This is a genomic window from Enterobacter cloacae complex sp. CARB60 (genome assembly GCF_036487345.1).
In the GTDB taxonomy this organism is placed as follows: Bacteria; Pseudomonadota; Gammaproteobacteria; order Enterobacterales; family Enterobacteriaceae; genus Enterobacter; species Enterobacter asburiae_D.
This window is the reverse complement of the sequence record NZ_JAZKLC010000002.1, coordinates 2,974,050-2,997,425: the sequence shown is the minus strand read 5'-3', so window position 1 is coordinate 2,997,425 and position 23,376 is coordinate 2,974,050. Positions and strand designations below refer to the sequence as shown.

The following is a 23,376-nucleotide window of genomic DNA, read 5'->3' as shown; positions in this document are numbered from 1 at the left end:
TCAGAATCCGGCGGCCACGCCGTTGCTGCGCGGGTCAAATGCCCCTTCGAACAGCCCGTTGGGGTGGCGAACAATCGCGCCCGCGTGGCCCATCGCTTCACTGAAGTCAGGGAATATTTCAACCTCATGTCCGAGCGCCTGAAGCCGTGAGACCGTTTCAGCGCTAAAGCGTCCTTCCAGCTTTAACGTGTCCGAGGTTTGTCCCCAGGTGCGCCCCAGCAGCCAGCGCGGGCGGGAAATGCTCTCCTGTAAAGGCACGCCCTGAATCGCGTAGCGGGTAAAGATCGCGGCCTGGGTTTGCGGCTGGCCGTCGCCGCCCATGGAGCCATAGACCATCACGCGTCCGTCCTTAAGACGCGCCGCCGCCGGGTTCAGGGTGTGGAAAGGCTGTTTGCCCGGCGCGAGAGCCAGAAGATGATTCGGATCGAGGCTGAACGATGCCCCCCGGTTCTGCCAGACGATGCCGGTGTCGGGCAGCACCACGCCGCTGCCGAACTCGTGATAGATACTCTGGATAAACGACACGGCGAGCCCGCTGTTGTCCATCACCCCCATCCACACCGTATCGCCGGGGCCTTTTCCGGTGCCCCACGGCGCGGCGCGGCCGTCGTCAACCCTGTCGGCAAGCGCCTGCAGAGCGGCGGGATCCAGCAGTTTCTGAATATCGGTTTTCAGCTCGCGCGGGTCGGTGATGTGGGCATCGCGCAGGCCAAAGGCCAGCTTGGTGGCTTCAACGATGCGGTGAAGGGTGTCGGCGTCGTCGGCCTCCGCCATGTTTAGCCGGTCGGTGATGCCGAGTATCGCCAGCGAGACCAGCCCCTGCGTCGGCGGGGCGTGGTTAAAGATCTCCCCCTGCTGATGCTGCAGCCTCAGCGGCGCGGTGCGCCGGGCAGCGTGCGCGCGTAAATCGGCCAGCGTCACGGGCAGGCCCAGCGTCTCCATGCCGTGCGCCAGCACGTCCGCCAGCGGGCCGCGGTAAAAGCTGTCCAGACCGTCTTCCGCCAGGCGCGTCAACGTCGTGGCCATGGCGGGCTGGTAAAAGCGGCTCCCGACCTGCGGCGGCTTACCGTCCACCAGCCAGGTTTCCGCGAAGCCGGGGATGTCTTTCAGCTCGTCGAATTTGCTGGCCGTGGCGTGGGCCTGTGAGGCCGTGACCGGCGTGCCGTTCTGCGCGTACTCAATGGCGTCGGCCAGCAGGCGAGCCAGCGGCAGCGCCTTGCCGGTCATCTCGCGCGAGACCTTCAGCGCCTCGTCCCAGCCGCTGACCGTGCCGGCGACGGTCAGCGCCGCGCGGGGGCCGCGATGGGGGATATGCGCCAGACCGTCGTAGGCGGCGAGCGTTGCGCGCGATCCCGCCGCGCCGCTGGCGTCAATGGCGACAGGTTCGCCTTCCGGCGGCACGATAAGCCAGAAGCCGTCGCCGCCCAGCCCGTTCATGTGCGGGTAAACCACGGCGATGGTGGCCGCCGCGGCGACCATCGCCTCTATCGCGCTGCCGCCTTCGCGCAGCACCGCCAGCGCGCTCTGGCTGGCAAGATGGTGGGGCGCAACGGCCATGCCGTGCGTGGAGACATTACTTTGCATGAAGCATCCTCGTAACCCTGAAAGTCACAAGGTGCTGCAAAAGCTGTTCCAGTTCTGAAAGAAAAGTTTCAGTAAACTGGCACGTATAATGAAAGGTAGAATGAAAGGCAAAATGTGATGAAACAAAAGTTACAGAGGCGCTATGGAACAACTGGACGAACGTCTGAAAGCACAGTACCCGTCGCTGTCGCCGCAGGAGCAGCGGGTGGCGGATTTTATTTTCGACCATTTTGACGATCTCATTAGCTACAACAGCGCCGAGCTGGCGCAGCTGAGCGGGGTGTCGAAAGCCACGGTCAGCCGTCTGTTTAAGCGTCTGGGCTATGAGAAATATAAGGACATGCGCGACGAGCTGCGCACCCTGCGCCAGAGCGGGATGCCGCTCACCGATAACCGCGACGCGGTGCAGGGCAATACGCTGCTGGCGCGCCACTATAAGCAGGAGATGGCGAACCTGACCCAGTGGGTCAATGCCCTCGACGCGCAGCAGTTTGCCGACGCCATGGCCTGCATGGTGAAGGCGCGGCGCATCGTCATTATCGGCATGCGTAACGCCTATCCGGCGGCGCTGCACCTGCGCCAGCAGCTGCTCCAGGCGCGCGGTCAGGTGCTGGTCCTGCCGCAGCCGGGGCAGAGCCTGGGCGAAGAGCTGGTGGATTTAACGCCGGACGATCTGGTGGTCATGATGGCCTTTCGCCGCCGCCCGCGCATTATCCGCCCGCTGATGCAGCAGCTTCAGAGCAGCGGTATTCCGGTGCTGCTGATGTGCGAGCCGCAGGCGCACAGCCTGTTTCCGCTGGCGAGCTGGCAGCTCTGCGCCCCGCTGGACAGCGTCTCGGCCTATGACAGCTACTCCTCGGTCAACAGCCTGATTAACCTGCTGGCGAATGCCTTCCTGCATGAAATTCTCGACAAAGGCCGTCCGCGCATTCACGAGATTGCCTCCCTCTACCAGCAGCTGGACGAACTCGAACAGCGATAATGGGGCATCAGGCTGGTGCTTTGCATTGAAATGGTGCAATTTGACGGGGCAAAAATGGAGAGCATTTTCGCCCCGTCCGCGTTTTATCAGGCTTCACAACAATATTTCCCGCTTCGCTTTATCTGGCACATTAGTTGCAAAATCACATTCAAAGAATCTTTTGTTTCATGTTAACGTTACGGGGAAGCACCATGAAAAAATTGTTGATTGCACTGGCCGGGGCCGCATGTCTCTTCACACAGCTGCCGGCAAAGGCTGACCAGCTTCAGGATATCGAGAAGCGCGGCACTATCCGCATTGCCGTTCCGCAGGACTTCCCGCCGTTTGGCTCGGTAGGGACCGATCTGCAGCCGCAGGGCTATGATATCGACATGGCGCGCTATCTGGCCAAACAGATGAAGCTCAGGCTGCAGCTGGTGCCGGTGACCAGCGCTAACCGCGTGCCGTACCTGCAAACCGATAAGGTGGATTTGGTCATTTCCAGCCTCGGTAAAAACCCGGAGCGCGAGAAGGTGATCGACTTTAGCCGCGCCTACGCGCCGTTCTTCCTCGGCGTGTTTGGTCCAAAAGGGGCCGAGCTGAAAGATGCCGCCGCGCTGAGCGGAAAAACCATCGGCGTGACGCGCGGTGCGGTAGAGGACATGGTGCTGACCAGCCTCGCGCCGAAAGACGCGGACGTGAAGCGCTACGAAGATAACAACACCACGCTCTCCGCCTACCTCTCCGGACAGGTGCAGTACGTGGCAACCGGCAACCTCGTGGTGGCGGCCATTTCGCGCCAGAACGCGGATAAAGCCCCGGTGCCGAGCTTTATGCTGAAAGATTCGCCGTGCTTTATTGGCCTGAAGAAAAACGAACCGGCCCTGAAGGCAAAAGTGGATGCGCTGATTGAGCAGGGCATCAAGGACGGCACGCTGAACGGCCTGTCTGAGCAATGGCTGAAGGCCCCGCTGCCGGCAAACCTTGGCGCCTGAGCCGATGACTGAGCAACTTCATTTCTCCGCGCTCTGGCCGCACTGGCCGGAGCTGCTGGCGGGGCTGTGGGTCACCGTTCAGCTGACGGTGATGGCAACCGTCGGCGGGCTGGCGATAGGGATTTTCGGGGCGGCGATCCGCAGCGGACGCACCACCTGGTTCAGCCGTATCTGGGGCGCGTACGTGGAAATCATCCGCAACACGCCGTTTGTGGTGCAGCTGTTTTTCATCGTCTTCGGCCTGCCGAATCTGGGGCTGAAGATGACGGCGGGGGAAGCGGCGCTGCTGGCCATGGTCGTGAACCTTGGCGCCTACAGCACCGAGATTATCCGCGCGGGCATTCAGGTCACGCCGAAAGGGCAGTGGGAAGCCGGACGCGTGCTGGGGCTGACCCGCCTGCAGACCTTTATTCGCGTGGTGCTGCCGCCCGCGCTGCAGCGCATTTACCCGGCGCTGGTGAGCCAGTGCATCATCGTGATGCTCGGCTCGTCGGTGGTGTCGCAGGTCTCGTATGAAGAGCTGACCTTCGCCGCCAACCTGATCCAGTCCAGAACGTTTCTGAGCTTTGAGGTTTATCTGGTGACAACCGGGATTTACTTAGCGCTGTCGATTACCCTGCGCCAGCTGATGATGGCGGCGGGACGGAAATGGCTGGGGGTGCAGGCATGATGACCACTTTTACCGACTGGGACATTATTCGCAACCTGCTGCTGGCCGGACGCTGGACGGTGCTGCTGTCGCTGGTGGCGTTTGTCGGCGGGGCGGCGGTGACGCTGCCGCTCCTGCTGCTCCGCCTGACGGGCGGGCGCACGGTGAAGCGCATTATTCGCGGCTATATTGAGCTGTTTCAGGGCACGCCGCTGCTGATGCAGCTGTTTCTGGCCTTCTTCGGCGTGGCGCTGTTCGGCATCGACGTCTCGCCGTGGACCGCCGCGTCGCTGGCGTTAACCTTCTACACCAGCGCGTTTCTGCTCGACATCTGGTTTGGCAGTATTCGCGCCTTGCCAAAAGGGCAGTGGGAAGCGTCGCGCTGCCTGGGGCTGACCTTTGGCCAGACCCTGTTTCGCGTGGTCGCCCCGCAGGCGCTGCGCATCGGCATCGCCCCGACGGTCGGCTTTGCCGTGCAGGTGATCAAGGGCACCGCGCTGGCGTCGATTATCGGCTTTATCGAGCTGACCAAGGCCGGGACCATGCTGACCAACGTGACGTATCAGCCGTTTAAGGTCTTTGCGCTGGTGGCGCTGGGCTACTTTATTCTGTGTTATCCGCTGTCCCGCTACAGCCGCTATCTGGAGACGAAATTCAATGCCTCTCATCACCATTAATCAGGTGCAGAAGTATTACGGCGATAACCACGTGCTCAAGGGCGTCGATCTGGATATCGACATGGGCCAGGTGATCTCCATTATCGGGCGCAGCGGATCGGGCAAAAGCACGCTGCTGCGCTGCATCAACGGCCTAGAAGGCTATCAGGACGGCAGCATCAAGCTGGGCGGCATGACCATTACCGACCGGGATTCTCAGGCGCGTGAAATTAGCCGCTCGGTCGGGATGGTGTTCCAGAGCTTCAACCTGTTTCCGCACATGACGGCGCTGGAAAACGTGATGCTCGCCCCGCGTCGGGTGCTGAAGAAAAGCGCCGCCGAATGCCGGGCGCTGGCGCAGCAGATGCTGGAGAAAGTGGGCTTAGGCGATCGTCTGGATTACTACCCGTCGAGCCTCTCCGGCGGCCAGCAGCAGCGCGTGGCGATTGCCCGGGCGCTGGCCATGTCGCCTAAAGTTTTACTCTGTGACGAGATCACCTCCGCGCTCGACCCGGAGCTGGTGGGCGAAGTGCTCAAGGTGCTGGAGCAGCTGGCGGCCGAGGGGATGACGCTCATACTTGTTACCCATGAAATGAATTTTGCCCGCGAAGTGGGCGACCGCGTGGTGTTTATGCACCAGGGGAAAGTCTGGGAGCAGGGCGACAGCAAAACGCTGTTCGCCAACCCGCAGACCACGGAACTGAAGCAGTTCATCTCCTCCGTGCGCGGCCTCAACTGATAAGGACTTAACAATGGATATCGCACGCTTTCCGCAAATCAATCCGCCGCAGCGCCTGCTGATGGGGCCGGGCCCGATCAACGCCGACCCGCGCGTGCTGCGCGCCATGTCGAGCCAGCTGATCGGCCAGTACGACCCGGCCATGACCCACTATATGAACGAGGTGATGGCGCTCTATCGCGGGGTGTTCCGCACAGAGAACCGCTGGACGATGCTGGTGGACGGTACCTCCCGCGCGGGAATTGAAGCCATTCTGGTTTCCGCCATTCGTCCGGGAGATAAGGTGCTGGTGCCGGTTTTTGGCCGCTTTGGTCATCTGCTGTGCGAAATTGCCCGCCGCTGCCGCGCGGAGGTGCATACCATTGAGGTGCCGTGGGGCGAGGTGTTCACCCCGGACCAGGTCGAGGATGCGATTAAGCGTATTCGTCCGCGCCTGCTGCTGACCGTGCAGGGCGACACCTCCACCACCATGCTGCAGCCGCTCGCCGAGCTGGGTGCCCTCTGCCGCCGCTACGACGTGCTGTTTTACACCGACGCCACCGCCTCGCTCGGCGGCAACGCGCTGGAGACCGACGCCTGGGGGCTGGATGCCGTCTCGGCCGGGATGCAGAAATGCCTCGGCGGCCCGTCGGGCACGTCGCCGATCACCCTGAGCGCGCGCATGGAGGAGGCGATCCGCCGCCGAAAATGCGTTGAGGAAGGCATTCGCACCGACGCCCACCGCGACGGCGACGAGGAGATGATCTACTCCAACTATTTCGATCTCGGCATGGTGATGGACTACTGGGGGCCGGAGCGGCTGAACCACCACACCGAAGCCACGACCGCGCTGTTTGGCGCCCGCGAATGCGCGCGGCTGATCCTGCAGGAAGGGCTGGATAACGGCATCGCGCGTCATAAGCTGCACGGTGACGCATTGCTGAAGGGCATTCAGGCGATGGGGCTGGAGACCTTCGGCGACCTGAAGCACAAGATGAACAATGTGCTGGGCGTGGTTATCCCGCAGGGCGTTAACGGCGACCAGGTGCGCAAGCTGATGCTGGAGGATTTCGGGATTGAAATCGGCACATCGTTTGGCCCGCTGCACGGCAAAGTGTGGCGCATTGGCACCATGGGCTACAACGCGCGCAAAGACTGCGTGATGACCACCCTGAGCGCGCTGGAGTCGGTGCTGAACTACCTGAAATTCACCACAACGCAGGGAGCCGCCATGCAGGCCGCGTGGGACCACTATCGTCGCGAGACGCCGCAATGAGCCCGGCGGCACAACGGGTGATGGCGCGCGCCGACGCGCTGGCCGCCATCAGCGAAACCCCGGATGCGCTGACGAGGGTGTACCTCTCTGCGCAGCATCTGCAGGCCAACCAGCTGGTCGGCGAGTGGATGCGCCAGGCGGGAATGACCGTCTGGCAGGACAGCGTGGGCAACATCTGCGGACGCTATGAGGGCGCGCAGGAAGGGGCGCAGGCGGTGCTGCTCGGCTCGCATCTCGATACCGTGCGCAACGCCGGGCGCTACGACGGCATGCTCGGGGTGCTCACCGCCATTGAGGTGGTGGACAGCCTGCACCAGCAGGGGCTGCATCTGGCGCAGGCCATCGAGATTGTCGGGTTTGGCGACGAAGAGGGGACCCGTTTTGGGATCACCCTGCTAGGCAGCCGGGGCATAACGGGCACCTGGCCGCAGGGCTGGCTGGAGACCTGCGATGCCCAGGGCATCAGCGTGGCGCAGGCGATGGTGCAGGCGGGGCTCGATCCCGCCCGCGTGGCGCTCGCGGCACGCCATCCGGACGATTTCAGCGCCTGTCTGGAGCTGCACATCGAACAGGGGCCGTGTCTGGAGCAGGAAGGTCTGGCGCTGGGCGTGGTGGAAGCCATTAACGGCGCGCGCCGCCTCAGCTGCCGCTTCACCGGGGAGGCCGGACACGCGGGAACCGTGCCGATGAATCACCGTAAGGATGCCCTGGCCGCCGCCGCCGAATGGATGGTGCTGATCGAAAACACCACCCGACAGCAGGGCGGTAATCGGGTGGCGACGGTCGGGGAGCTGCGCTGCCTGCCCGGCGCGGTCAACGTGATCCCGGGCGAGGTTACGCTCTCGCTGGATATTCGCGGCCCGCAGGATGGCCCGCTTGACGCGCTGCTCGCGGAACTGCTGGCGCAGGCGCAAACCATTGCCGCTCGTCGCGGGCTGAGCTTCAGCGCCGAGGAGTTTTACCGTATCGCCGCCACGCCGTGCGATGCACGTTTGCAGGATCTGCTGGAACAGGCCGTTGAATCGGTGCAGGGGCGCTCATTATCGCTGCCGAGCGGTGCCGGGCATGACACCATCGCGCTGGCAGAACGCTGGCCGGTCGGCATGCTGTTTGTGCGCTGCAAAGGGGGCGTCAGCCACCATCCGGCGGAATCGGTGATGGCTGAGGACGTTGCCCTGGCGATTGAGGCGTTTGGGCGGGCGGTGAGAAAGCTTGGTGCGGTCTGAATATTGCCCGGCGGCGCTACGCTTGCACGGGCCTACGGGATAGGTAGGCCGGGTAAGCGCAGCGCCACCCGGCAGGGAACCGCGTTACTCCAGCCCCAGCGTGTACTGGGCAATTTTGAAGTAGATAATCAGCCCGGTCCCGTCGATCAGCGTGGCGATAAACGGCGCGGACACCACGGCAGGGTCGATCCGGCAACGTTTGAGCACCATCGGGATCACGGACGACACAATCGCGCTCCAGAGCGTGATGCACACCAGCGTCAGGCTGACGATAAGCGTGATTTCCAGGCCGATACCCATCATCCAGGCGCGGATACACCCGGCGATACCGAGCGTAGCGGCAATCATCAGCGAGGTGGTCATCTCTTTACGCAGCACGCGGCCAACGTCGCGCAGACGGACTTCCCCCAGCGCCATGGCGCGCACCAGCGTGGAGGTGATTTGCGTCCCGCTGTTGCCGCCCGTGCCGATCAGCAGCGGAATAAAGAACGCCAGCGCGATGGCGGACTCCAGCGCCTCTTCAAAATGCTGGATCACCGAGCTGGTGTAGGCTTCCGCGACAAACAGCAGCAGCAGCCAGACGGAGCGTTTCTTCCACAGGCTGTACGGGCTGGTGTCCAGATAGGGTTTCTCCAGCGGCAGCGTCGCCCCCTGAAGCTGAGCATCTTCGGTGACGTCATCTTCCAGCAGATGGGCTATTTCGCGCTCGGTCAGGCAGCCGACGAGCTTGCCGTGGGTGACCACGGGCACCACGTCCGCGCCGCCGTGCGCCAGCAGTCCGGCAACGTCGGCACGTTCATCCTCCGGTTTGACCTGCAAAAACTGCGAAATCATCAGCGATTTCATCGGCTGTACCGTATCGGCGGTCTGCAGCAGTTTACGCACGGCAATCATGCCCGCCAGGCGGCCATTGTCTTCAATAAAAATATGAGACGGAATATCGTCGTCTTTTAATTTTTCGAAGAATTGCTCGCGCGCCAGCGCCACGCATAATGAAATATCGAGGACGATAAAATCGGTATTCATATATTGCGCGATCGCGCTGTCATTGAATGCCAGGTTTTGGTTGTGAATAGCGTAAGACATTGTGAATTCCCTTTGAATAATAACATCTCTCAGGGGCGAGCAAGACAGGGCATGTCGAAGAGGAGATCCCCACGTCCTGGGTTCAGCACTGTACACCGTATCCCGTGAGGGAAGTTATACTGACAAAGCCTTGATTCGACAGTGCCTGTTTTACCCTGTGCCGGTTCTCTCGAACCCACCAGAGCGATAACGTGTATTTGTACAGGAGCCTCGCCATAACGAGATCGTTGTAAAACGAGAGGGATAATACGCTTATTTAATTTTAGCGCTCAGGAAATTAATTAATGTTTAAGAACGGTTTAGGAGAATGATATTAATAAAGCGTTGAAGGTTTATTTAAGATAATTCATTTCTAATGGAGGATTATATAATCAACGGAGGAGAGGAAAATGGCGTGGTTTGATAATCTGCTGAATCATTTTGCGCTGTATCCGGCACATCTTTTCGCGCTGTTATTCGTAATGGCGCTGAGTAAATCGACGGTGCTGATCTCCTCCGTGCTGCCGCCCGCCTCGGTGATGCTGCTGGCGGGGATTACCGTCAGCCAGACGAGCATGCATCCTGCGCTGGCGTGGCTGGCCGTGGTGTTGGGGGCAACGGTGGGTTCGGTGCTGAACTACCATATCGGCCAGCTGATGGGGCACTCCCGGCTGGTCACGCGTTTTACCTCAAAGCATGCCGATAAGTTCTTGCGGGTACAGCATCAGCTGCAAAAGAACGGGGTCATCGTGCTGTTTACGTCGCGCTTTCTGGCGGTGTTGCGTTACATCGTCCCGCTGGCGGCAGGGATGCTCAGGCTGAATGCGGTCAAGGTCTACGCCGTCGGCCTGATTTCCGCCTGCGTATGGGCGGCGCTGTATGTCGGCATCGTCACCGGCATCAGCGCCTTTTGAGTTACAAACTCCCCATCCCGCCGTCGACCAGCAGCTCCGTTCCCACCGTGTAGCTCGACTCGTCGGACGCCAGATAGAGCGCGGCTTTTGCCAGCTCCGTCGTCGAGCCCATTCTGCCCAGCGGCACCAGCTTAATGACCTCTGCCATCATCGCGTTAAGCGCCTCGTCGCTTAGGCCCGTCTTCGTAAACGCCGGGGTTTCCACCGGGCCGGGGCTCAGGCCGTTGACGCGGATCCCGCGCGGCAGCAGCTCCGCCGACAGCGTGCGCGCCAGCGACAGCAGTGCGGCCTTGCTCGCGGCATACACGCTGCTGGTGGGCAGGCCGATGCGCGCGCTTACGGAGCCGCAGAGGATGACCGACGACGGATTATTCAGCAGCGGCAGCAGCGCCTGAATTAAAAAGAACGGTCCCTTCAGGTTGATGCCCATCAGGCGGTCCCAGGCCTCCTCCTGCCAGGCTTCCAGCGGCGCGTGCGTGACGTCGCCCGCGTTGAGAAACACCGCGTCCAGGCGTGGCCAGCGGGCGGCGAGGGTTTCCGCCAGCGCTTTTTGCGACGCGATATCGCCCGCATCGGTTGGGATTACCCAGGCCTTATCGCCCAGAATACGTTCTGCCTCGGCGAGCGTTTCCGGGTTGCGTCCGGTCACGGCGACGCGCGCGCCTTCGGCGATAAACGCCTGCGCGGTGGCGAGGCCGATGCCGCTGGTGCCGCCGGTAATCAGCGTATATTTATCTGTTAAACGACCCATTGTTCTTCTCCTGAAATGTCTCTGGAGAAAGCACTATAGAAACGTTAGTATCGAAAGGAAACCAGGTACCAAATGGATACTAACGAGGCAAGAGGTGTGCTATGGCAGAAAGGCTGGAGGCGTGCTGCGAAAAAAAATCTGAGGCGTATACCTGCCCGATGACGCAGTTTGTCAACCTGATATCCGGTAAGTGGGCAATCCCCATTCTCTACCGCCTGATTGTGTTCAACACGCCCGTACGCTTTGGCGATCTGCTGCGTGCCGCTGCCCCCATCACGCAGAAAGAGCTGACGAAGCAGCTGCGCCTGTTTGAGCAGCGCGGGCTGGTGACGCGGACGGTCTACCCGGAGATCCCGCCGCGCGTGGAGTATCAAATTACCGCGCTCGGGTTAACCCTGCAAAATGCGCTCTCGCCGCTGGCCGCCTGGATGAGCGAGTACGGCGACCAGCTTGAGCGTTAGGCTACTGTTTTACGTAGCGCGGTGCCGGAATGCCGGTGCGCGCGCTGTTGAACAGCTCAAGGCGCGCCGCTTCGTAGCGCTCCCACAGGCCTGCGTCATGCATCGGCGGGATGGTGATTGGTTCACCCTGATCCAGACCCGCCAGCGACGCATCCACCATATCGTCGGTGGTCATCACCGATCCTTCCGGCAGATCGTTCACCGTGACGCCCGAATGGCTCCAGATTTCTGTCGCCGTGGCGGCGGGCAGTACGGCCTGAATGCGCACGCTGCTGTCGGCAAACTCTTCCTGTAACCCACGGGTAAAGCTCAGTACCCACGCCTTGGTGGCGCTGTAGAGGGCGCTACCGGCGCGGACGTGCAGCGCTAACACCGAGGCGATATTGATCAGCGTGCCGCGATTGTTCTGCGCCAGGCGTGGCAGGATGGCGTAGGTCAGACGCATCAGCGCCGTGGTGTTCAGGGTGTTAATGGCCTGATGCTGCGCTACCTCGCCCGCGAGGAACGGTGCCATCTGCGCGGTGCCCGCGTTGTTAATGAGCGTATCAATGGCGGTATTGCTGCGCAGCTCCTCCTCCACGGCGCGGATCCCGGCTTCATCGGTAAGATCGGCCACCAGAATATCGACGGCCACGCCATAGCGCGCGCGCAGGTCGGCGGCGAGGGTCTTCAGGCGATCCTCGCGGCGGGCAACCAGCACCAGGTTAGCGCCGCGCGCGGCAAGACGGTCGGCATAGACGGCACCAATCCCGGAAGAGGCGCCCGTAATCAGGGCGGTGGTGATTTGCGTAGTCATCGTGTGTTACCTCAAGGCAAAGTGGGTTATTTGGTTTCAATATGAAACTGAATCAACTCTCTGCTATTTGGTTTTATAATGCAACTATTCTGGCGATCATTTTGTGCTTTTGCCGTCGGGAACGATCAGGAGGGGAGTTTAGCCACGATCTCTTCAGGCGTTAGTTCGCGCCCATCGTCGGCGATAAGCGCCAGCTTGCGCAGGGGTTTGCGCTGTTCAGCATCGACCAGCACGGTGCCGCATTCGTTTTCAGCAAACAAAAATTCATTGCCCCACTGGGACAATGCAACCAGCACCGTTTGCAGGGCGCGCCCTTTCTCGGTCAGGACATACTCCTGCCAGGCGCTACCGTCGGACGCGGGCTGAAGCCGGAGGATCCCTTCGTCGACCAGCAGCTTGAGCCGCGTGGTCAGCATGTTTTTCGCGATGCCGAGGCTTTTCTGGAACTCGCCGAAGCGTTTAATTCCGCGCAGCGCGTCGCGCACGATCAGCAGCGACCACCAGTCGCCGATGATATCCAGCGAACGGGCGACGGGGCAGGTGCTCTCTTCGAGGCGGGTACGTTTCACGGTCAATTCTCCGGTAGGGTGTGGTTTTATTATAAAACTAATTTGCGCGCGTCGTAAGCAGGTTAATCATCAGTTTGAGAAATGCTTCCCGGAAAACTGTCACGAATCTGTCACACTGAACGCGACATTTTAAAACGAGTGAGGAATTAGGGATGAGAAAAGCACTACTCGCGCTGGCAGTCGCCGGTTCCATTTCAGCAACGTTTGGCGTGCAGGCGCAAGAGACGCCGGAAGAGTATCAGCTGGAGCAAGTTTTAATCATGAGTCGCCATAACCTGCGCGCGCCGCTCGCCAATAACGGCAGCGTGCTGGAGCAGTCCACGCCGAAGCAGTGGCCGGAGTGGGAGGTGCCGGGCGGCCAGCTCACCACCAAGGGGGGCGTGCTGGAAGTCTATATGGGCCATTACATGCGCGAGTGGCTGGCGCAGCAGGGGATGGTGAAGACGGGAGAGTGTCCAGCGGCGGATAGCGTTTATGCTTATGCCAACAGCCTGCAGCGCACCGTCGCCACCGCACAGTTCTTTATCACCGGCGCGTTCCCGGGCTGCGACGTCCCCGTGCACCATCAGGAAAAAATGGGCACCATGGATCCGACCTTCAATCCGGTGATTACCGATAACTCGCCGGAATTCCGCGAAAAAGCGCTCAAGGCGATGGAGTCCGAGCGGCAGAAAATGCAGCTCGCGGAAAGCTATAAGCTGCTGGAACAGCTGACGAACTACGCGGATTCCCCGTCCTGCAAAGAGAAAAAGGTCTGCTCGCTGGCAGACGCGAAAGATACCTTCAGCGCCGACTATGAAAAAGAGCCTGGCGTATCCGGGCCGCTGAAGGTGGGTAACTCGCTGGTGGACGCGTTCACGCTGCAGTATTACGAAGGCTTCCCGGCCGACCAGGTGGCCTGGGGCGAAATCAAAACCGACCAGCAGTGGCGCGTGCTGTCGAAGCTGAAGAACGGCTATCAGGATTCGCTGTTTACCTCCACCGAAGTGGCGCAAAACGTGGCGAAGCCGCTGGTGAAGTACATTGATAAAACCCTGGTCACCGAACAGGCGAAAGCGCCTAAAATCACCCTGCTGGTGGGGCATGACTCGAACATTGCTTCCCTGCTGACTGCCCTGGATTTCAAACCGTATCAGCTGCACGACCAGCAGGAGCGCACTCCGATTGGCGGCAAAATTGTCTTCCAGCGCTGGCATGACAAAAATGCCAACCAGGAGCTGATGAAAATTGAGTATGTCTATCAGAGCTCAGAACAGCTGCGTAACGCCAGCGTGCTGTCGCTGCAGTCGCCCGCGCAGCGCGTGACGCTGGAGCTGAAAGGCTGTCCGGTGGATGCGAACGGCTTCTGTCCCGTCGATAAATTCAATGCGGTCATGAACAACGCGGCGAAGTAAAGGAGAACCCCCCGCTGCGGCGGGGGGGAAACGCTTAGACGTTTTTACGTTCGATGGTTTGCTCGCCCCAGAAGAGCGAGTCTTTGTCCGTTTTTTCGAAGGCGCGCACCAGCACCTCATCGTTACCTTCCTCCCAAATCTGCTCGGCCAGCTTCTCGTCGTACTTCGCGACTTCAAAGATAGCTTCGGCAATCTCCGGAGAGGTGTTGCGTAAACTTGCCCATTCGCCCACGTGGTGAGCTTTGGATTCTTGAGTTGGCATGCTTGTCCTCCTGTTGGGTGTTAGCCGTTCAGTTTTTTGGCCAGACCCGCGACATATTCACCCTGATAGCGGGCGATAGACAGTTCTTCATTGCTTGGCTGACGTGAGCCATCCCCACCGGCAATGGTGGTTGCGCCGTATGGCGTACCGCCGCGCACCTGGGAAACGTCAAACAGCTCCTGCGCGCCGTAGCCAATCGGCACAATCACCATCCCGTGATGAGCAAGGGTAGTCCAGGTTGAGGTAATCGTCTGCTCCTGACCGCCGCCGGTGCCGGTTGAGCTGAATACGCTGGCGAGTTTGCCGTAGAGCGCCCCGGATGCCCAAAGTCCGCCGGTTTGATCGAGGAAGGTGCGCATCTGGCCCGACATATTGCCGAAGCGGGTCGGGGTGCCGAAGATAATGGCATCATAATCCGCCAGCTCCTGCGGGGTAGCGACCGGGGCGTTTTGGGTTTTGCCCCCGGCTTTCAGGAAGGCTTCAGCGTGCATGGTTTCCGGTACGCGCTTCACCACAACCTCAACGCCATCAACCCTGTTTGCACCTTCTGCTACCGCGTGAGCCATGGTTTCAATGTGTCCATACATGGAATAATAGAGCACCAGAACTTTTGCCATTTTGCATCACTCCTCGTTGGTTTTTCTGACAGCGGATCGCTGCGTTCTTTTAAAGATATGCCATCACAGCCAGACTGCAAAAATGAACGGCATTTCTTTGATTTATAACAATATGGTTACAAAAAGGCGTTGTAGCAAAATGATACAACTTTTACACGGCAGATTTCTGAAATGATAAGAAAGGCTTATGCATCCCCGTCGCGTCATCTCACCCGAAAGGCTGAGTTCATGTTGCAGGATATTACCTGCGGCTTGCCGGATAGCGGCATTCCACTAAGCTTAGTTTCACGCGGCACAGATAAAGGCACTGTCCTTGTGTTGCGAGGTGAAAGAATCCTCTTTTACTGAATGCAATATGATGTCTAATGTTTCACATTCTGGAGGTTAGAGATGGCAAACCATCGTGGTGGTTCAGGTAATTTCGCAGAAGACCGTGAAAGAGCATCAGAAGCAGGCCGTAAAGGTGGCCAGCACAGCGGGGGCAACTTCAAGAATGACCCGCAACGCGCATCTGAAGCTGGCAAGAAAGGGGGCAAAAACAGCCACGGCAGCAGCAGTAAGTAACACGCCGGGTTGAACCCTGCCGCCGGGATCTCCCGGCGGTTTTTTTATTTCTGCAACATTGAACTGTAACCAAAGGCAACGCACACTAGAGCATTGATCTTAATTGCGAGTGCCGCATGTCTGTCTCACGCTTCAAATTCTCCGTAAAACCGCAGGAAGCCATCCTCATTCTCATCACCATGTTCTGGGGTGGGACGTTCCTGGCCGTTCAGTACGCGGTGACCCTCAGCGATCCATTCTTTTTCGTTGGCCTGCGCTTCGCGACGGCGGCGATTGCCGTAGCGCTCATCTCCCTGAAAACCCTGCGCGGGTTAACGCTCAAAGAGCTGAAGGCTGGGGTAGCGATTGGCGTTGCTATTGCGATGGGCTACAGCCTGCAGACGTGGGGATTACAAACTATCCCCAGCAGTAAATCCGCGTTTATTACCGCCATGTACGTGCCGCTGGTGCCGCTATTGCAGTGGCTCTGTCTCGGCAGAATTCCGGGCCTGATGTCCTGCATTGGCATCGTGCTGGCGTTTATCGGCCTGATCCTGCTGGCCGGGCCGGAAAATAACCTGCTGGCGCTGGGGCCGGGCGAAATCATCACCCTGATTGGGGCGATTGCCATTGCGGCGGAAATCATTCTGATTAGCGCCTGGGCGGGGAAGGTGGACGTCAAGCGCGTCACGGTGGTGCAGCTGGCGACGGCCTCGCTGGTGGCCTTTGCGACGATGATTCCGGCCGGAGAATCTGTGCCGCCGATGTCCACCGGTCTGGTGGTGGTCGCACTGGGGCTCGGTATCTTCAGCGCCATTATTCAGGTCACCATGAACTGGGCGCAGCGCAGCGTATCGCCAACTCGCGCGACGGTGATTTATACCGGTGAACCGGTCTGGGCGGGCATTTTCGGGAGACTGGCCGGGGAGCGTCTGCCGCTGCTGGCCCTGGTTGGCGCGGCATTTATTGTCGCCGGGGTGCTGGTGAGCGAGTTAAAGCTAAAAAAACGACGCAAGGCGATTGCCGGGGTGAGCGCTGAACAAGGGGCAGATAGCTAACAACGCGCACGCTGCCCGTTTTGCCCGGCGGCGCTACATGCCAGTTGTAGGCCGGGTAAGCGTAGCGTCACCCGGCAAGAAAGTAGCACTCATTTCAGGTGGAGGGGGTGATGGCTTCCGCCTGCGCTTCATCCCCTTTCCGGCGGCTCAGCAGGGCGTTAAGCAGGATCGCGCCGAAGGTCGCCGTGCCAATCCCGCCAATCGTAAACCCGCCCAGCGTCAGGGCAAAATCGCCCGCGCCCAGCACCAGCGTGACCGCCACCATAATCAGGTTGCCGTTCTGGCTGAGATCGACCCGATGCTGCACCCAGATGCGCGCCCCGGCCACGGCGATCAGCCCAAACACCACAATCGATGCCCCACCGATGACCGGTGACGGAATGGTGTGGATCAGCGCGCCGAACTTCGGCGAGAAGCCGAGCAGCATCGCCATCACCGCCGCCGCCACGAAGACCAGCGTCGAGTAGACCTTGGTCACCGCCATCACGCCGATGTTTTCGGCATAGGTGGTGACGCCGCTGCCGCCTACGGAACCGGAGAGCATGGTCGCCAGCCCGTCACCGACGAACGCGCGGCCCATGTACGGATCCATGCTGCGCCCGGTCATTCCGGCGACCGCTTTCAGGTGGCCCAGGTTCTCCGCCACCAGGATAACGGCGACAGGTGCGATAAGCATCATCGCCTGGGTGTTGAATGTGGGGGAGGTGATCTTCGGCAGGCCGAACCAGGCGGCCTGATGCAGCAGCGTAAAATCAACCGGCTTGCCCAGACCGAAAACGTTCGCCAGCAGGGCATAAACCAGACAGGCAACAATCAGCCCAACCAGGATCAGCAGCCGCTGGACCATGCCCCGCGTGAACACCGCCACCAGGCCGATGCACAGCACGGTGATCACCGCCATCCAGCTTTCAAACGGCGAGGCGGAGACGCTCCTGACCGCAATCGGGGCGAGGTTCAGACCAATCGCCATCACCACGGCGCCCGTCACGACCGGGGGCATCATTCGCTCTATCCAGCGCGTACCGATTTTCATCACCACCAGACCAATCAGGGTGTACACCAGACCGCAGGCGATGATGCCGCCGAGGGCCACGCTCAGGTTGGGGTTGATCCCCTGGCCGTTAAACCCGGTGGTGGCGATGACCACTCCGACAAAGGCGGCGCTGGATCCGAGATAGCTGGGCACGCGCCCGCCGGTGACGAAAAAGAACAGCAGCGTGCCGATACCCGACATCAGAATGGAGAGGTTGGGATCGAGTCCCATCAGCATCGGCATCAGCACCGTGGCGCCAAACATGGCGACCGCGTGCTGAACGCCCATCACCATCGTCTGCCCGAGCGGGAGGCGTTCATCCGGCGCGACCACGCCTGCGTCTGTGGAGGTCGATTTCAACTGCCAGTGGGGAAATCCGAACATGGTCTGTCTCCTTAGAGCGGGTTAACAGGCGGGGCGCATAAGCGCGTGGTAGCCGCGGTCAAACCACACCAGCCCTTGCGGCGCGGGGTGGCGGATAATCGAAACAATGTCGCAAAACAGAATGTCGTGGGTGCCGACGCTCACCACCTGGCTGATGCGGCAGTCAAACGAGGCCAGCGCATCCTCCAGGCGCGGGCAGCCCGTGTCGCCCGTCTGCCAGCGGGCGGCGGCAAAGCGTTCCTCCATCGGCGTTTTCCCGCCAAACAGATTGGACAGAGGCTCCTGCCCGGCGCTCAGGGTATTCACGCAAAGGGTGCGGTTTTCGCTAAACGTTGGCCAGACTGACGCGCCGCGGTTCAGGCACACCAGCAGGGTGGGCGGTGAATCCGTGACGCTGCACACCGCGCTGGCGGTGAAGCCTGCCATCCCCGCCGGGCCGTCGGTGGTGATGATGTTGACCGCCGCGCCAACGCAGGCCATGGCGTCGCGAAAGGTTTGTTTATCCGGTGTCGTCATAATTGCTCCTTACGCCAGCCCGCAGGCATCGTCGAAGTCCAGACGCGGCAGGCGCCCGTACAGTTTGCGGGTATCGCCGTAGCCAATGTTGATCAGCAGATTGCTTTTAAGCGTGGTGCCGGTGAAAAAGGCCTCGTCGACCTTTTGGCGGTCAAAGCCCGACATCGGGCCGGTGTCCAACCCCAGCGCGCGACAGGCGAAAATCAGGTAGGCGGCCTGCATTGAGCTGTTGCGAAAGGCGGTCTCTTCCGCATGCGCGGGGCTGGTGGTAAACCAGCTCTTTGCATCGCCGTGCGGGAACAGCTCGGGCAGGCGTTCGTAGAATTCCCCGTCCCAGGCGACAATGGCCGTGACCGGGGCGGTGAGGGTTTTCTCGAGGTTGCCGCTGGAGAGCGCCGGGCGCAGCTTCTCTTTTCCCTCTGCGCTTCGCACAAACACAATCCGCGCCGGGGAGCAGTTGGCGGACGTTGGCCCCCATTTCATCAGGCTGTAGATTTCGCGCAGCGTTTCGTCGCTGACGGGCATATCCTGCCAGCCGTTATGGGTGCGGGCGCCGGTGAACAGCGTTTCCAGCGCGGCGGGCGTAATGGCTTCGCTCATTAAAGCTCCTTATAAAGCGGGTTCCGGGCTGTGCAGCAGGCTGGCAAGCCCGTTTAGCAGCAGGGTGTTAAAGGTATCCGGCTCGGTGACGTTGCAGGCATGCCCGCCCTGGCGCATCACCGCGCTGCGGCTGTGCGGGATCGCCGCCTGCAGTTCCGACGAGCAGACGGAGGGCACCAGCATGTCGTCGGCGGAACAGACGATCTGTACCGGGCAGCGAATGCGCGCGGCATGGCGGCTGAAGTCGGCCTTTTTCAGGGCGCTGAGCCTGTGCAGCAGGTTGGTTTTGCCCTGGAAATGGGCCAGCGCCAGCGCCTCTTCTGCCTCCAGGCGGGGAGCGCGGGCGGCCATCCAGTCCGCCGGGTAGAGAAACAGCGGCTGCGCCTCGACCCACGCCTGCGCGCCGCCGTAATGCAGCAGGCGCTCGCGGATCTGAAAGCAGCGGCGGGTGTGGGCGTTGAGGGTCAACCAGCCGTTGACGCATACCAGCGCGGTGAGGGCGTCGGGCCTGTCGAGGGCCAGCTGCAGGCCGACCAGCGCACCCAGCGCGTGACCCACGACGCTGTAGCGGGCAATCCCGGCATCCGCCAGCGCCTGAGCCAGCTCGTCCGCCATCTGCGCAAGGCTGTACCCTTCCGGCAGGGTGTCGGGGTTATTGCCCGTTCCCCGCTGGTCATAGCACACCACCTGATACTCCGGCTCCAGCGCGGCCAGCTGGGGCAGCCAGTAGCTGCCGCTGCCGCCGAGACCGGAAATAAAGACCACCACGGGCGCACCCTCGAACGGGGGCGGCGAGACGGAGAGTTTCATACCTGCCTCACTTCGCGATGTGCGCAACGGTGGCGATTTCAACCAGCGCCTCTGGCTTCACCAGCCCGCACTGAATGCAGAACCGGGCCGGTTTATCGCCGGGGAAGAATTCGGCGTAAATCTCGTTAATCGCGGCGTAGTTTTTCCAGTCGGTGATAAAGATGCTGTTGAAGGTCACATCCTCCATCGTGCCACCCGCCGTTTCGATCACGGTTTTGATCGTCTCCAGCACGTGGCGGGTTTGCGCCTTTGGGTCGTTGATGAACACCACGTTGTTGTCTTTATCAAACGGCAGCGTGCCGGAGACATACACCACGCCGTCTGCGAGGGTGCCGGGAACAAACGGGGCAATGGGCGTGCTGGTGCCCGTCGGAATAATCACGGATTTTGGCATCAGGTGTCTCCTCAGGCGATGCGGGCGAGCGGGGGAGTCAGGGCGTCGCAGAAATCATTGACGTTACTGACCCAGCCAAAAAAGGTTTCGATATTGAACAGGGCCGCTTTCTGGGCAAATTCCGGCCCGGCCTGGTGGGTCGCGTCTTCCAGCACAACGCCAAAATACTCGAGGAAAAAGCCGTCGCGCAGGGTCGACTCCACGCAGACGTTGGTGGCGATCCCGGTGAACACCAGATGGCGAATGCCCCGGCTGCGCAGCAGGCTGTCGAGCGGGGTGTTGAAAAAGCCGCTGTAGCGCGGTTTCGGCAGGACGATGTCGCCCGCCTGCGGGACCAGCTCATCCACCAGCTGATAGTCCCAGCCGCCTTTCGCCAGCAGCTTGCCCTGCAGTTCGGGCCGCTTGCGCATGGTTTTCAGGGCGTTCGACTTGTGGAAGTTGGGCGAGCCGGGGCCGCCGGCCTCGACGTACTGGTCATCCCAGCCGTTCTGGAACCAGATGATGAGCATGCCCGCGGCGCGCGCGGCGGCGACGGCGGTTTTGATGTTCTCAATCACCGGCCGGGTGGTGGAGACGTCGAACCCCGCCAGATCCAGATAGCCGCCCTGGCTGGCGTAGGCGTTTTGCATGTCCACCACGATCAGCGCGCTCTGCTCCGGCGCAAAGGTGATGGCTTCCGGGCGTGCGTTAAGAGTGGTCATTACGCCACCTCCTTCGTGACGGCAGGGATGTGGGCGCGGCACTGCATCAGCGGCTGGATGCGCTCGCCGAAGGTCTCCACGCCGGTGAGGAAATCATCGAAGGTAAGCAGGACGCCTTCCGCGCCGGGAACGGCCGCCACTTCGTCAAGCATTCTGGCGACGCTGGCGTACGAGCCGACCAGGGTGCCCATGTTGATATTGACCGCAGAGGTCGGGTCGGCCATCTGGCGAACGTTGGTATCTGAGCCGGAGCGGGTATCCTTTTGGCTCTGCTCGGTGAGCCAGCTCAGGGCCTCCTCGTCGGCACCGTCCTTATAGCGCTCCCATTTCGCGCGCGCGGCGTCGTCGGTTTCGTCGGCAATCACCATAAACAGCACGTAGGAGCCCACGTCGCGTCCCGTCTTGTCTGCGGCCTCTTTCATCCGCGCGGCGGTCGGGGCGAAGGCGGCAGGCGTGTTCACGCCTTTGCCGAAGCAGAAGTTGAAGTCGGCGTATTTCGCCGAGAATTCCATTCCCGCGTCGCTCTGCCCGGCGCAAATCACCTTCATCGGCACCGACGGCTGCGGGCTGACGCGACAGTCGTTCATGGTGAAGAAGTCACCCTTGAAGTCGCTTTTGCCGGTGCCCCAAAGATCGCGTAGCACCTGCACGTATTCGGTCAAGTAGTCGTAGCGACGCGAGAAGTAGTCGTCACCCGGCCAGAGCCCCATCTGCTCGTACTCGGGTTTTTGCCAGCCGGTGACCAGGTTAACGCCAAAGCGCCCGCCGGAGATGGAGTCGATGGTGGAGGCCATGCGCGCTACGATCGCCGGGGGGAGAGTAAGGGTGGCGGCGGTGGCGTAGATCTGAATACGCGAGGTGACCGCGGCCAGCCCGGCCATCAGGGTAAAGGACTCCAGGTTGTGATCCCAGAATTCGGTTTTGCCGCCAAAGCCGCGCAGCTTGATCATCGAAAGCGCAAAGTCGAAATGGTAGTGCTCCGCTTTCTGCACGATGGCTTTATTCAGCTCAAAGGTCGGCATGTATTGCGGTGCAGTGGTCGAGATAAGCCAGCCGTTGTTGCCGATGGGTACAAATACGCCAATTTTCATCACGAACCTCTCTTCATTACGTCGCAGGTGTAACGGTGTTTGTGCAAAGGCGGTGCCAGTTTTGAAAATGGCAGTGTTATTAATGTGTTAACCAGAAGTTGGTGGATTGATGCGGCTAAATGTGGACTAAATGGTCAAAAACATTGCACAGAAAACAGGCATTCATGCGCGATCGGAGTGCAGGATGTCGTGGCGAGACGGGGGTTTTGCTATGCTGAGGGCAACGCAGAATAAGGAGAGCGGGAATGGCACAAGGCGCAGTGAAAACACCAGGTAAACGTTCGCAGGCGGTGAGCGCCAAGAAGCAGGCGATCCTCAGCGCGGCGCTGGAGACCTTTTCGCAGTTTGGTATTCACGGCACGCGCCTTGAGCAGGTGGCGGAGCAGTCCGGGGTATCCAAAACCAATCTGCTCTACTATTACCCGTCGAAAGAGGCGCTCTATATCGCGGTGATGCAGCAGATCCTCGATATCTGGCTGGCGCCGCTGAAAGCGTTTCGCGCAGAGCTGGCCCCGCTGGTGGCGATCAAAGAGTACATTCGCCTGAAGCTGGAGGTGTCGCGCGATTACCCGCAGGCATCAAGGCTGTTTTGTCTTGAGATGCTGCAGGGCGCGCCGCTGTTGCAGGCGGAACTCACCGGAGATTTAAAGCAGCTGGTGGACGATAAGTCGGCCATTATTGCCGGATGGGTCGCCAGCGGAAAGCTGGCCCCGGTCGACCCGCATCATCTGATCTTTATGATTTGGGCCTCCACCCAGCATTACGCTGACTTTGCGGCCCAGGTTGAGGCGGTGACCGGTAAAACGCTGCAGGACGAGGCGTTTTTCCACAGCACGCTGGAAAACGTGCAGCGGATGATTATTGAAGGGATCCGCGTGCGCTAGTTTCCCGGCGGGAGAGGGCAGCTTAAGTCGCCCTCTTCACACTGCATCAGCGAGGCCAGAAACGCTTCGCGCTCGACGGTTTTTTCCGCCAGGCACTGGTTAACAATCATTGGCTGGACGCTCCCGCCTTCCGTCCCCGAACCGATAAACGCGCAGTCCGCGTCGCGCAGGGTAATCCACGCCTGCTGCGCTTTTTTCAGCAGGTCGCGCTGAGGTGCCGCCGCGCGTTTGATGGCGGCCTGATAGGTCTGGTTGAGCTTTTTATCGGCAGCCTGGTACTGCTGCGCGCTACAGGTATTCAGCTCAAGCTGGGTGGTCGCTTTGTCGCACTCGTCGGCCAGCGCGCTGGCGCTGAGCAGCAGTGCTGCGCCTGCGATCAGATAATGTTTCATCTTTCCCTCCGTGTAAAAAAGCCGGATGCGCTGCGCTTATCCGGCCTGGGGTTGTTTTGTAGCCCCGGTAAGCGTA

The 23,376-nt window shown here is 60.7% G+C and carries 28 protein-coding genes and 1 riboswitch; of the genes, 13 read left to right on the top strand and 15 right to left on the bottom strand.

Annotated elements, in window-relative coordinates:
• Positions 1–1,584: an oxamate amidohydrolase gene (hpxW, locus tag V4835_RS15410; RefSeq protein ID WP_331412703.1), complete on the bottom strand. Its 1,584-nt coding sequence runs from the start codon at positions 1,582–1,584 to the stop codon at positions 1–3.
• 142 nt (positions 1,585–1,726) lie between these two features.
• Here hpxW and hpxU point away from each other — a divergent pair, with 142 nt between their 5' ends.
• The 7 genes from hpxU to hpxK all read left to right on the top strand — a co-directional run bounded on the left by hpxU (position 1,727) and on the right by hpxK (position 8,065).
• The gene (gene hpxU / locus V4835_RS15405; RefSeq protein ID WP_023311063.1) at positions 1,727–2,566 is read left to right on the top strand and encodes a MurR/RpiR family transcriptional regulator HpxU; all 840 of its coding nucleotides are present in this window, start codon (positions 1,727–1,729) and stop codon (positions 2,564–2,566) included.
• Positions 2,567–2,757: 191 nt separating this feature from the next.
• Positions 2,758–3,540 (top strand): transporter substrate-binding domain-containing protein, encoded by a 783-nt coding sequence (locus V4835_RS15400; RefSeq protein WP_331412702.1) that lies wholly within the window; start codon positions 2,758–2,760, stop codon positions 3,538–3,540.
• A gap of 4 nt (positions 3,541–3,544) precedes the next feature.
• Positions 3,545–4,210: an amino acid ABC transporter permease gene (locus tag V4835_RS15395; protein WP_045401934.1), complete on the top strand. Its 666-nt coding sequence runs from the start codon at positions 3,545–3,547 to the stop codon at positions 4,208–4,210.
• Positions 4,210–4,866 carry an amino acid ABC transporter permease gene (locus V4835_RS15390; protein ID WP_213328423.1) on the top strand — a complete coding sequence of 219 codons (657 nt, stop codon included), beginning with the start codon at positions 4,210–4,212 and terminating at the stop codon, positions 4,864–4,866. Before V4835_RS15395 ends, V4835_RS15390 begins: the two co-directional genes overlap by 1 nt.
• Positions 4,847–5,584, top strand: coding sequence for an amino acid ABC transporter ATP-binding protein (locus V4835_RS15385; RefSeq protein ID WP_023327069.1), 738 nt, complete (start codon positions 4,847–4,849; stop codon positions 5,582–5,584). The genes V4835_RS15390 and V4835_RS15385 overlap by 20 nt, the downstream gene beginning before the upstream one ends.
• A gap of 13 nt (positions 5,585–5,597) precedes the next feature.
• Positions 5,598–6,839 (top strand): pyridoxal-phosphate-dependent aminotransferase family protein, encoded by a 1,242-nt coding sequence (locus tag V4835_RS15380; protein ID WP_219324040.1) that lies wholly within the window; start codon positions 5,598–5,600, stop codon positions 6,837–6,839.
• A complete protein-coding gene (gene hpxK, locus V4835_RS15375; RefSeq protein ID WP_331412697.1) occupies positions 6,836–8,065 on the top strand; it encodes an allantoate amidohydrolase in 1,230 nt (409 codons plus the stop codon). The genes V4835_RS15380 and hpxK overlap by 4 nt, the downstream gene beginning before the upstream one ends.
• An 84-nt stretch (positions 8,066–8,149) precedes the next feature.
• On the opposite strand, the gene V4835_RS15370 is transcribed toward hpxK, so the two are convergent.
• Positions 8,150–9,151 (bottom strand): magnesium transporter, encoded by a 1,002-nt coding sequence (locus tag V4835_RS15370; protein ID WP_331412696.1) that lies wholly within the window; start codon positions 9,149–9,151, stop codon positions 8,150–8,152.
• A 60-nt stretch (positions 9,152–9,211) separates the two neighbouring features.
• A riboswitch (M-box (ykoK) riboswitch) is annotated at positions 9,212–9,381 on the bottom strand.
• A gap of 159 nt (positions 9,382–9,540) precedes the next feature.
• Between V4835_RS15370 and V4835_RS15365 the strand changes: the two genes are divergently transcribed.
• A complete protein-coding gene (locus tag V4835_RS15365; protein WP_331412695.1) occupies positions 9,541–10,044 on the top strand; it encodes a DedA family protein in 504 nt (167 codons plus the stop codon).
• 1 nt (position 10,045) lies between these two features.
• Here the strand turns inward: V4835_RS15365 and V4835_RS15360 are convergent, their stop codons facing one another.
• Positions 10,046–10,795 (bottom strand): SDR family oxidoreductase, encoded by a 750-nt coding sequence (locus tag V4835_RS15360; protein WP_331412694.1) that lies wholly within the window; start codon positions 10,793–10,795, stop codon positions 10,046–10,048.
• 101 nt (positions 10,796–10,896) lie between these two features.
• Between V4835_RS15360 and V4835_RS15355 the strand changes: the two genes are divergently transcribed.
• On the top strand, positions 10,897–11,256 hold the full coding sequence (locus V4835_RS15355; RefSeq protein WP_063143935.1) for a winged helix-turn-helix transcriptional regulator: 360 nt from the start codon (positions 10,897–10,899) through the stop codon (positions 11,254–11,256).
• Position 11,257: 1 nt separating this feature from the next.
• Here V4835_RS15355 and V4835_RS15350 read toward each other — a convergent pair whose 3' ends face one another.
• A complete protein-coding gene (locus tag V4835_RS15350; RefSeq protein WP_331412693.1) occupies positions 11,258–12,052 on the bottom strand; it encodes an SDR family NAD(P)-dependent oxidoreductase in 795 nt (264 codons plus the stop codon).
• A gap of 125 nt (positions 12,053–12,177) precedes the next feature.
• Positions 12,178–12,621, bottom strand: a complete 444-nt coding sequence (locus V4835_RS15345) for a winged helix-turn-helix transcriptional regulator (protein WP_047650821.1) — start codon at positions 12,619–12,621, stop codon at positions 12,178–12,180.
• Positions 12,622–12,773: 152 nt separating this feature from the next.
• On the opposite strand from V4835_RS15345, the gene agp reads away from it, so the two are divergent.
• Positions 12,774–14,015, top strand: coding sequence for a bifunctional glucose-1-phosphatase/inositol phosphatase (gene agp / locus V4835_RS15340; RefSeq protein WP_331412692.1), 1,242 nt, complete (start codon positions 12,774–12,776; stop codon positions 14,013–14,015).
• Between the two features lie 34 nt (positions 14,016–14,049).
• On the opposite strand, the gene V4835_RS15335 is transcribed toward agp, so the two are convergent.
• Entirely contained in the window at positions 14,050–14,277 is a 228-nt protein-coding gene (locus V4835_RS15335) for a YccJ family protein (RefSeq protein ID WP_008499832.1), read from the bottom strand.
• A gap of 20 nt (positions 14,278–14,297) precedes the next feature.
• The gene (wrbA, locus tag V4835_RS15330) at positions 14,298–14,894 is read right to left on the bottom strand and encodes an NAD(P)H:quinone oxidoreductase (protein ID WP_063143932.1); all 597 of its coding nucleotides are present in this window, start codon (positions 14,892–14,894) and stop codon (positions 14,298–14,300) included.
• A gap of 390 nt (positions 14,895–15,284) precedes the next feature.
• On the opposite strand from wrbA, the gene V4835_RS15325 reads away from it, so the two are divergent.
• Both V4835_RS15325 and V4835_RS15320 read left to right on the top strand, forming a co-directional pair.
• Complete coding sequence (locus V4835_RS15325; protein WP_024909630.1) at positions 15,285–15,458, top strand: general stress protein; 174 nt, start codon at positions 15,285–15,287, stop codon at positions 15,456–15,458.
• Between the two features lie 116 nt (positions 15,459–15,574).
• Positions 15,575–16,495, top strand: coding sequence for a DMT family transporter (locus V4835_RS15320; RefSeq protein ID WP_331412688.1), 921 nt, complete (start codon positions 15,575–15,577; stop codon positions 16,493–16,495).
• Positions 16,496–16,589: 94 nt separating this feature from the next.
• Here the strand turns inward: V4835_RS15320 and rutG are convergent, their stop codons facing one another.
• From rutG to rutA, 7 genes are read right to left on the bottom strand one after another with little or no spacing between them, the layout of a single operon-like run.
• Positions 16,590–17,912, bottom strand: coding sequence for a pyrimidine utilization transport protein G (gene rutG, locus V4835_RS15315; RefSeq protein ID WP_331412687.1), 1,323 nt, complete (start codon positions 17,910–17,912; stop codon positions 16,590–16,592).
• A 21-nt stretch (positions 17,913–17,933) separates the two neighbouring features.
• The gene (rutF, locus tag V4835_RS15310; RefSeq protein ID WP_023327078.1) at positions 17,934–18,428 is read right to left on the bottom strand and encodes an NADH-dependent FMN reductase RutF; all 495 of its coding nucleotides are present in this window, start codon (positions 18,426–18,428) and stop codon (positions 17,934–17,936) included.
• Between the two features lie 9 nt (positions 18,429–18,437).
• Entirely contained in the window at positions 18,438–19,028 is a 591-nt protein-coding gene (locus tag V4835_RS15305) for a malonic semialdehyde reductase (RefSeq protein WP_202774950.1), read from the bottom strand.
• A gap of 9 nt (positions 19,029–19,037) precedes the next feature.
• Positions 19,038–19,838 (bottom strand): pyrimidine utilization protein D, encoded by an 801-nt coding sequence (gene rutD / locus V4835_RS15300; protein ID WP_331412684.1) that lies wholly within the window; start codon positions 19,836–19,838, stop codon positions 19,038–19,040.
• A gap of 7 nt (positions 19,839–19,845) precedes the next feature.
• A complete protein-coding gene (gene rutC / locus V4835_RS15295; RefSeq protein ID WP_331412682.1) occupies positions 19,846–20,232 on the bottom strand; it encodes a pyrimidine utilization protein C in 387 nt (128 codons plus the stop codon).
• A gap of 11 nt (positions 20,233–20,243) precedes the next feature.
• The gene (gene rutB, locus V4835_RS15290) at positions 20,244–20,933 is read right to left on the bottom strand and encodes a pyrimidine utilization protein B (RefSeq protein ID WP_331412680.1); all 690 of its coding nucleotides are present in this window, start codon (positions 20,931–20,933) and stop codon (positions 20,244–20,246) included.
• Entirely contained in the window at positions 20,933–22,024 is a 1,092-nt protein-coding gene (gene rutA / locus V4835_RS15285; protein WP_331412678.1) for a pyrimidine utilization protein A, read from the bottom strand. Before rutA ends, rutB begins: the two co-directional genes overlap by 1 nt.
• 245 nt (positions 22,025–22,269) lie before the next feature.
• Between rutA and rutR the strand changes: the two genes are divergently transcribed.
• Positions 22,270–22,908 (top strand): HTH-type transcriptional regulator RutR, encoded by a 639-nt coding sequence (rutR, locus tag V4835_RS15280; protein WP_221549621.1) that lies wholly within the window; start codon positions 22,270–22,272, stop codon positions 22,906–22,908.
• On the opposite strand, the gene V4835_RS15275 is transcribed toward rutR, so the two are convergent.
• The gene (locus V4835_RS15275) at positions 22,905–23,300 is read right to left on the bottom strand and encodes a lysozyme inhibitor LprI family protein (protein ID WP_063143924.1); all 396 of its coding nucleotides are present in this window, start codon (positions 23,298–23,300) and stop codon (positions 22,905–22,907) included. The two genes, rutR and V4835_RS15275, sit on opposite strands and share 4 nt — an antisense overlap.
• Positions 23,301–23,376: the final 76 nt, after the last annotated feature.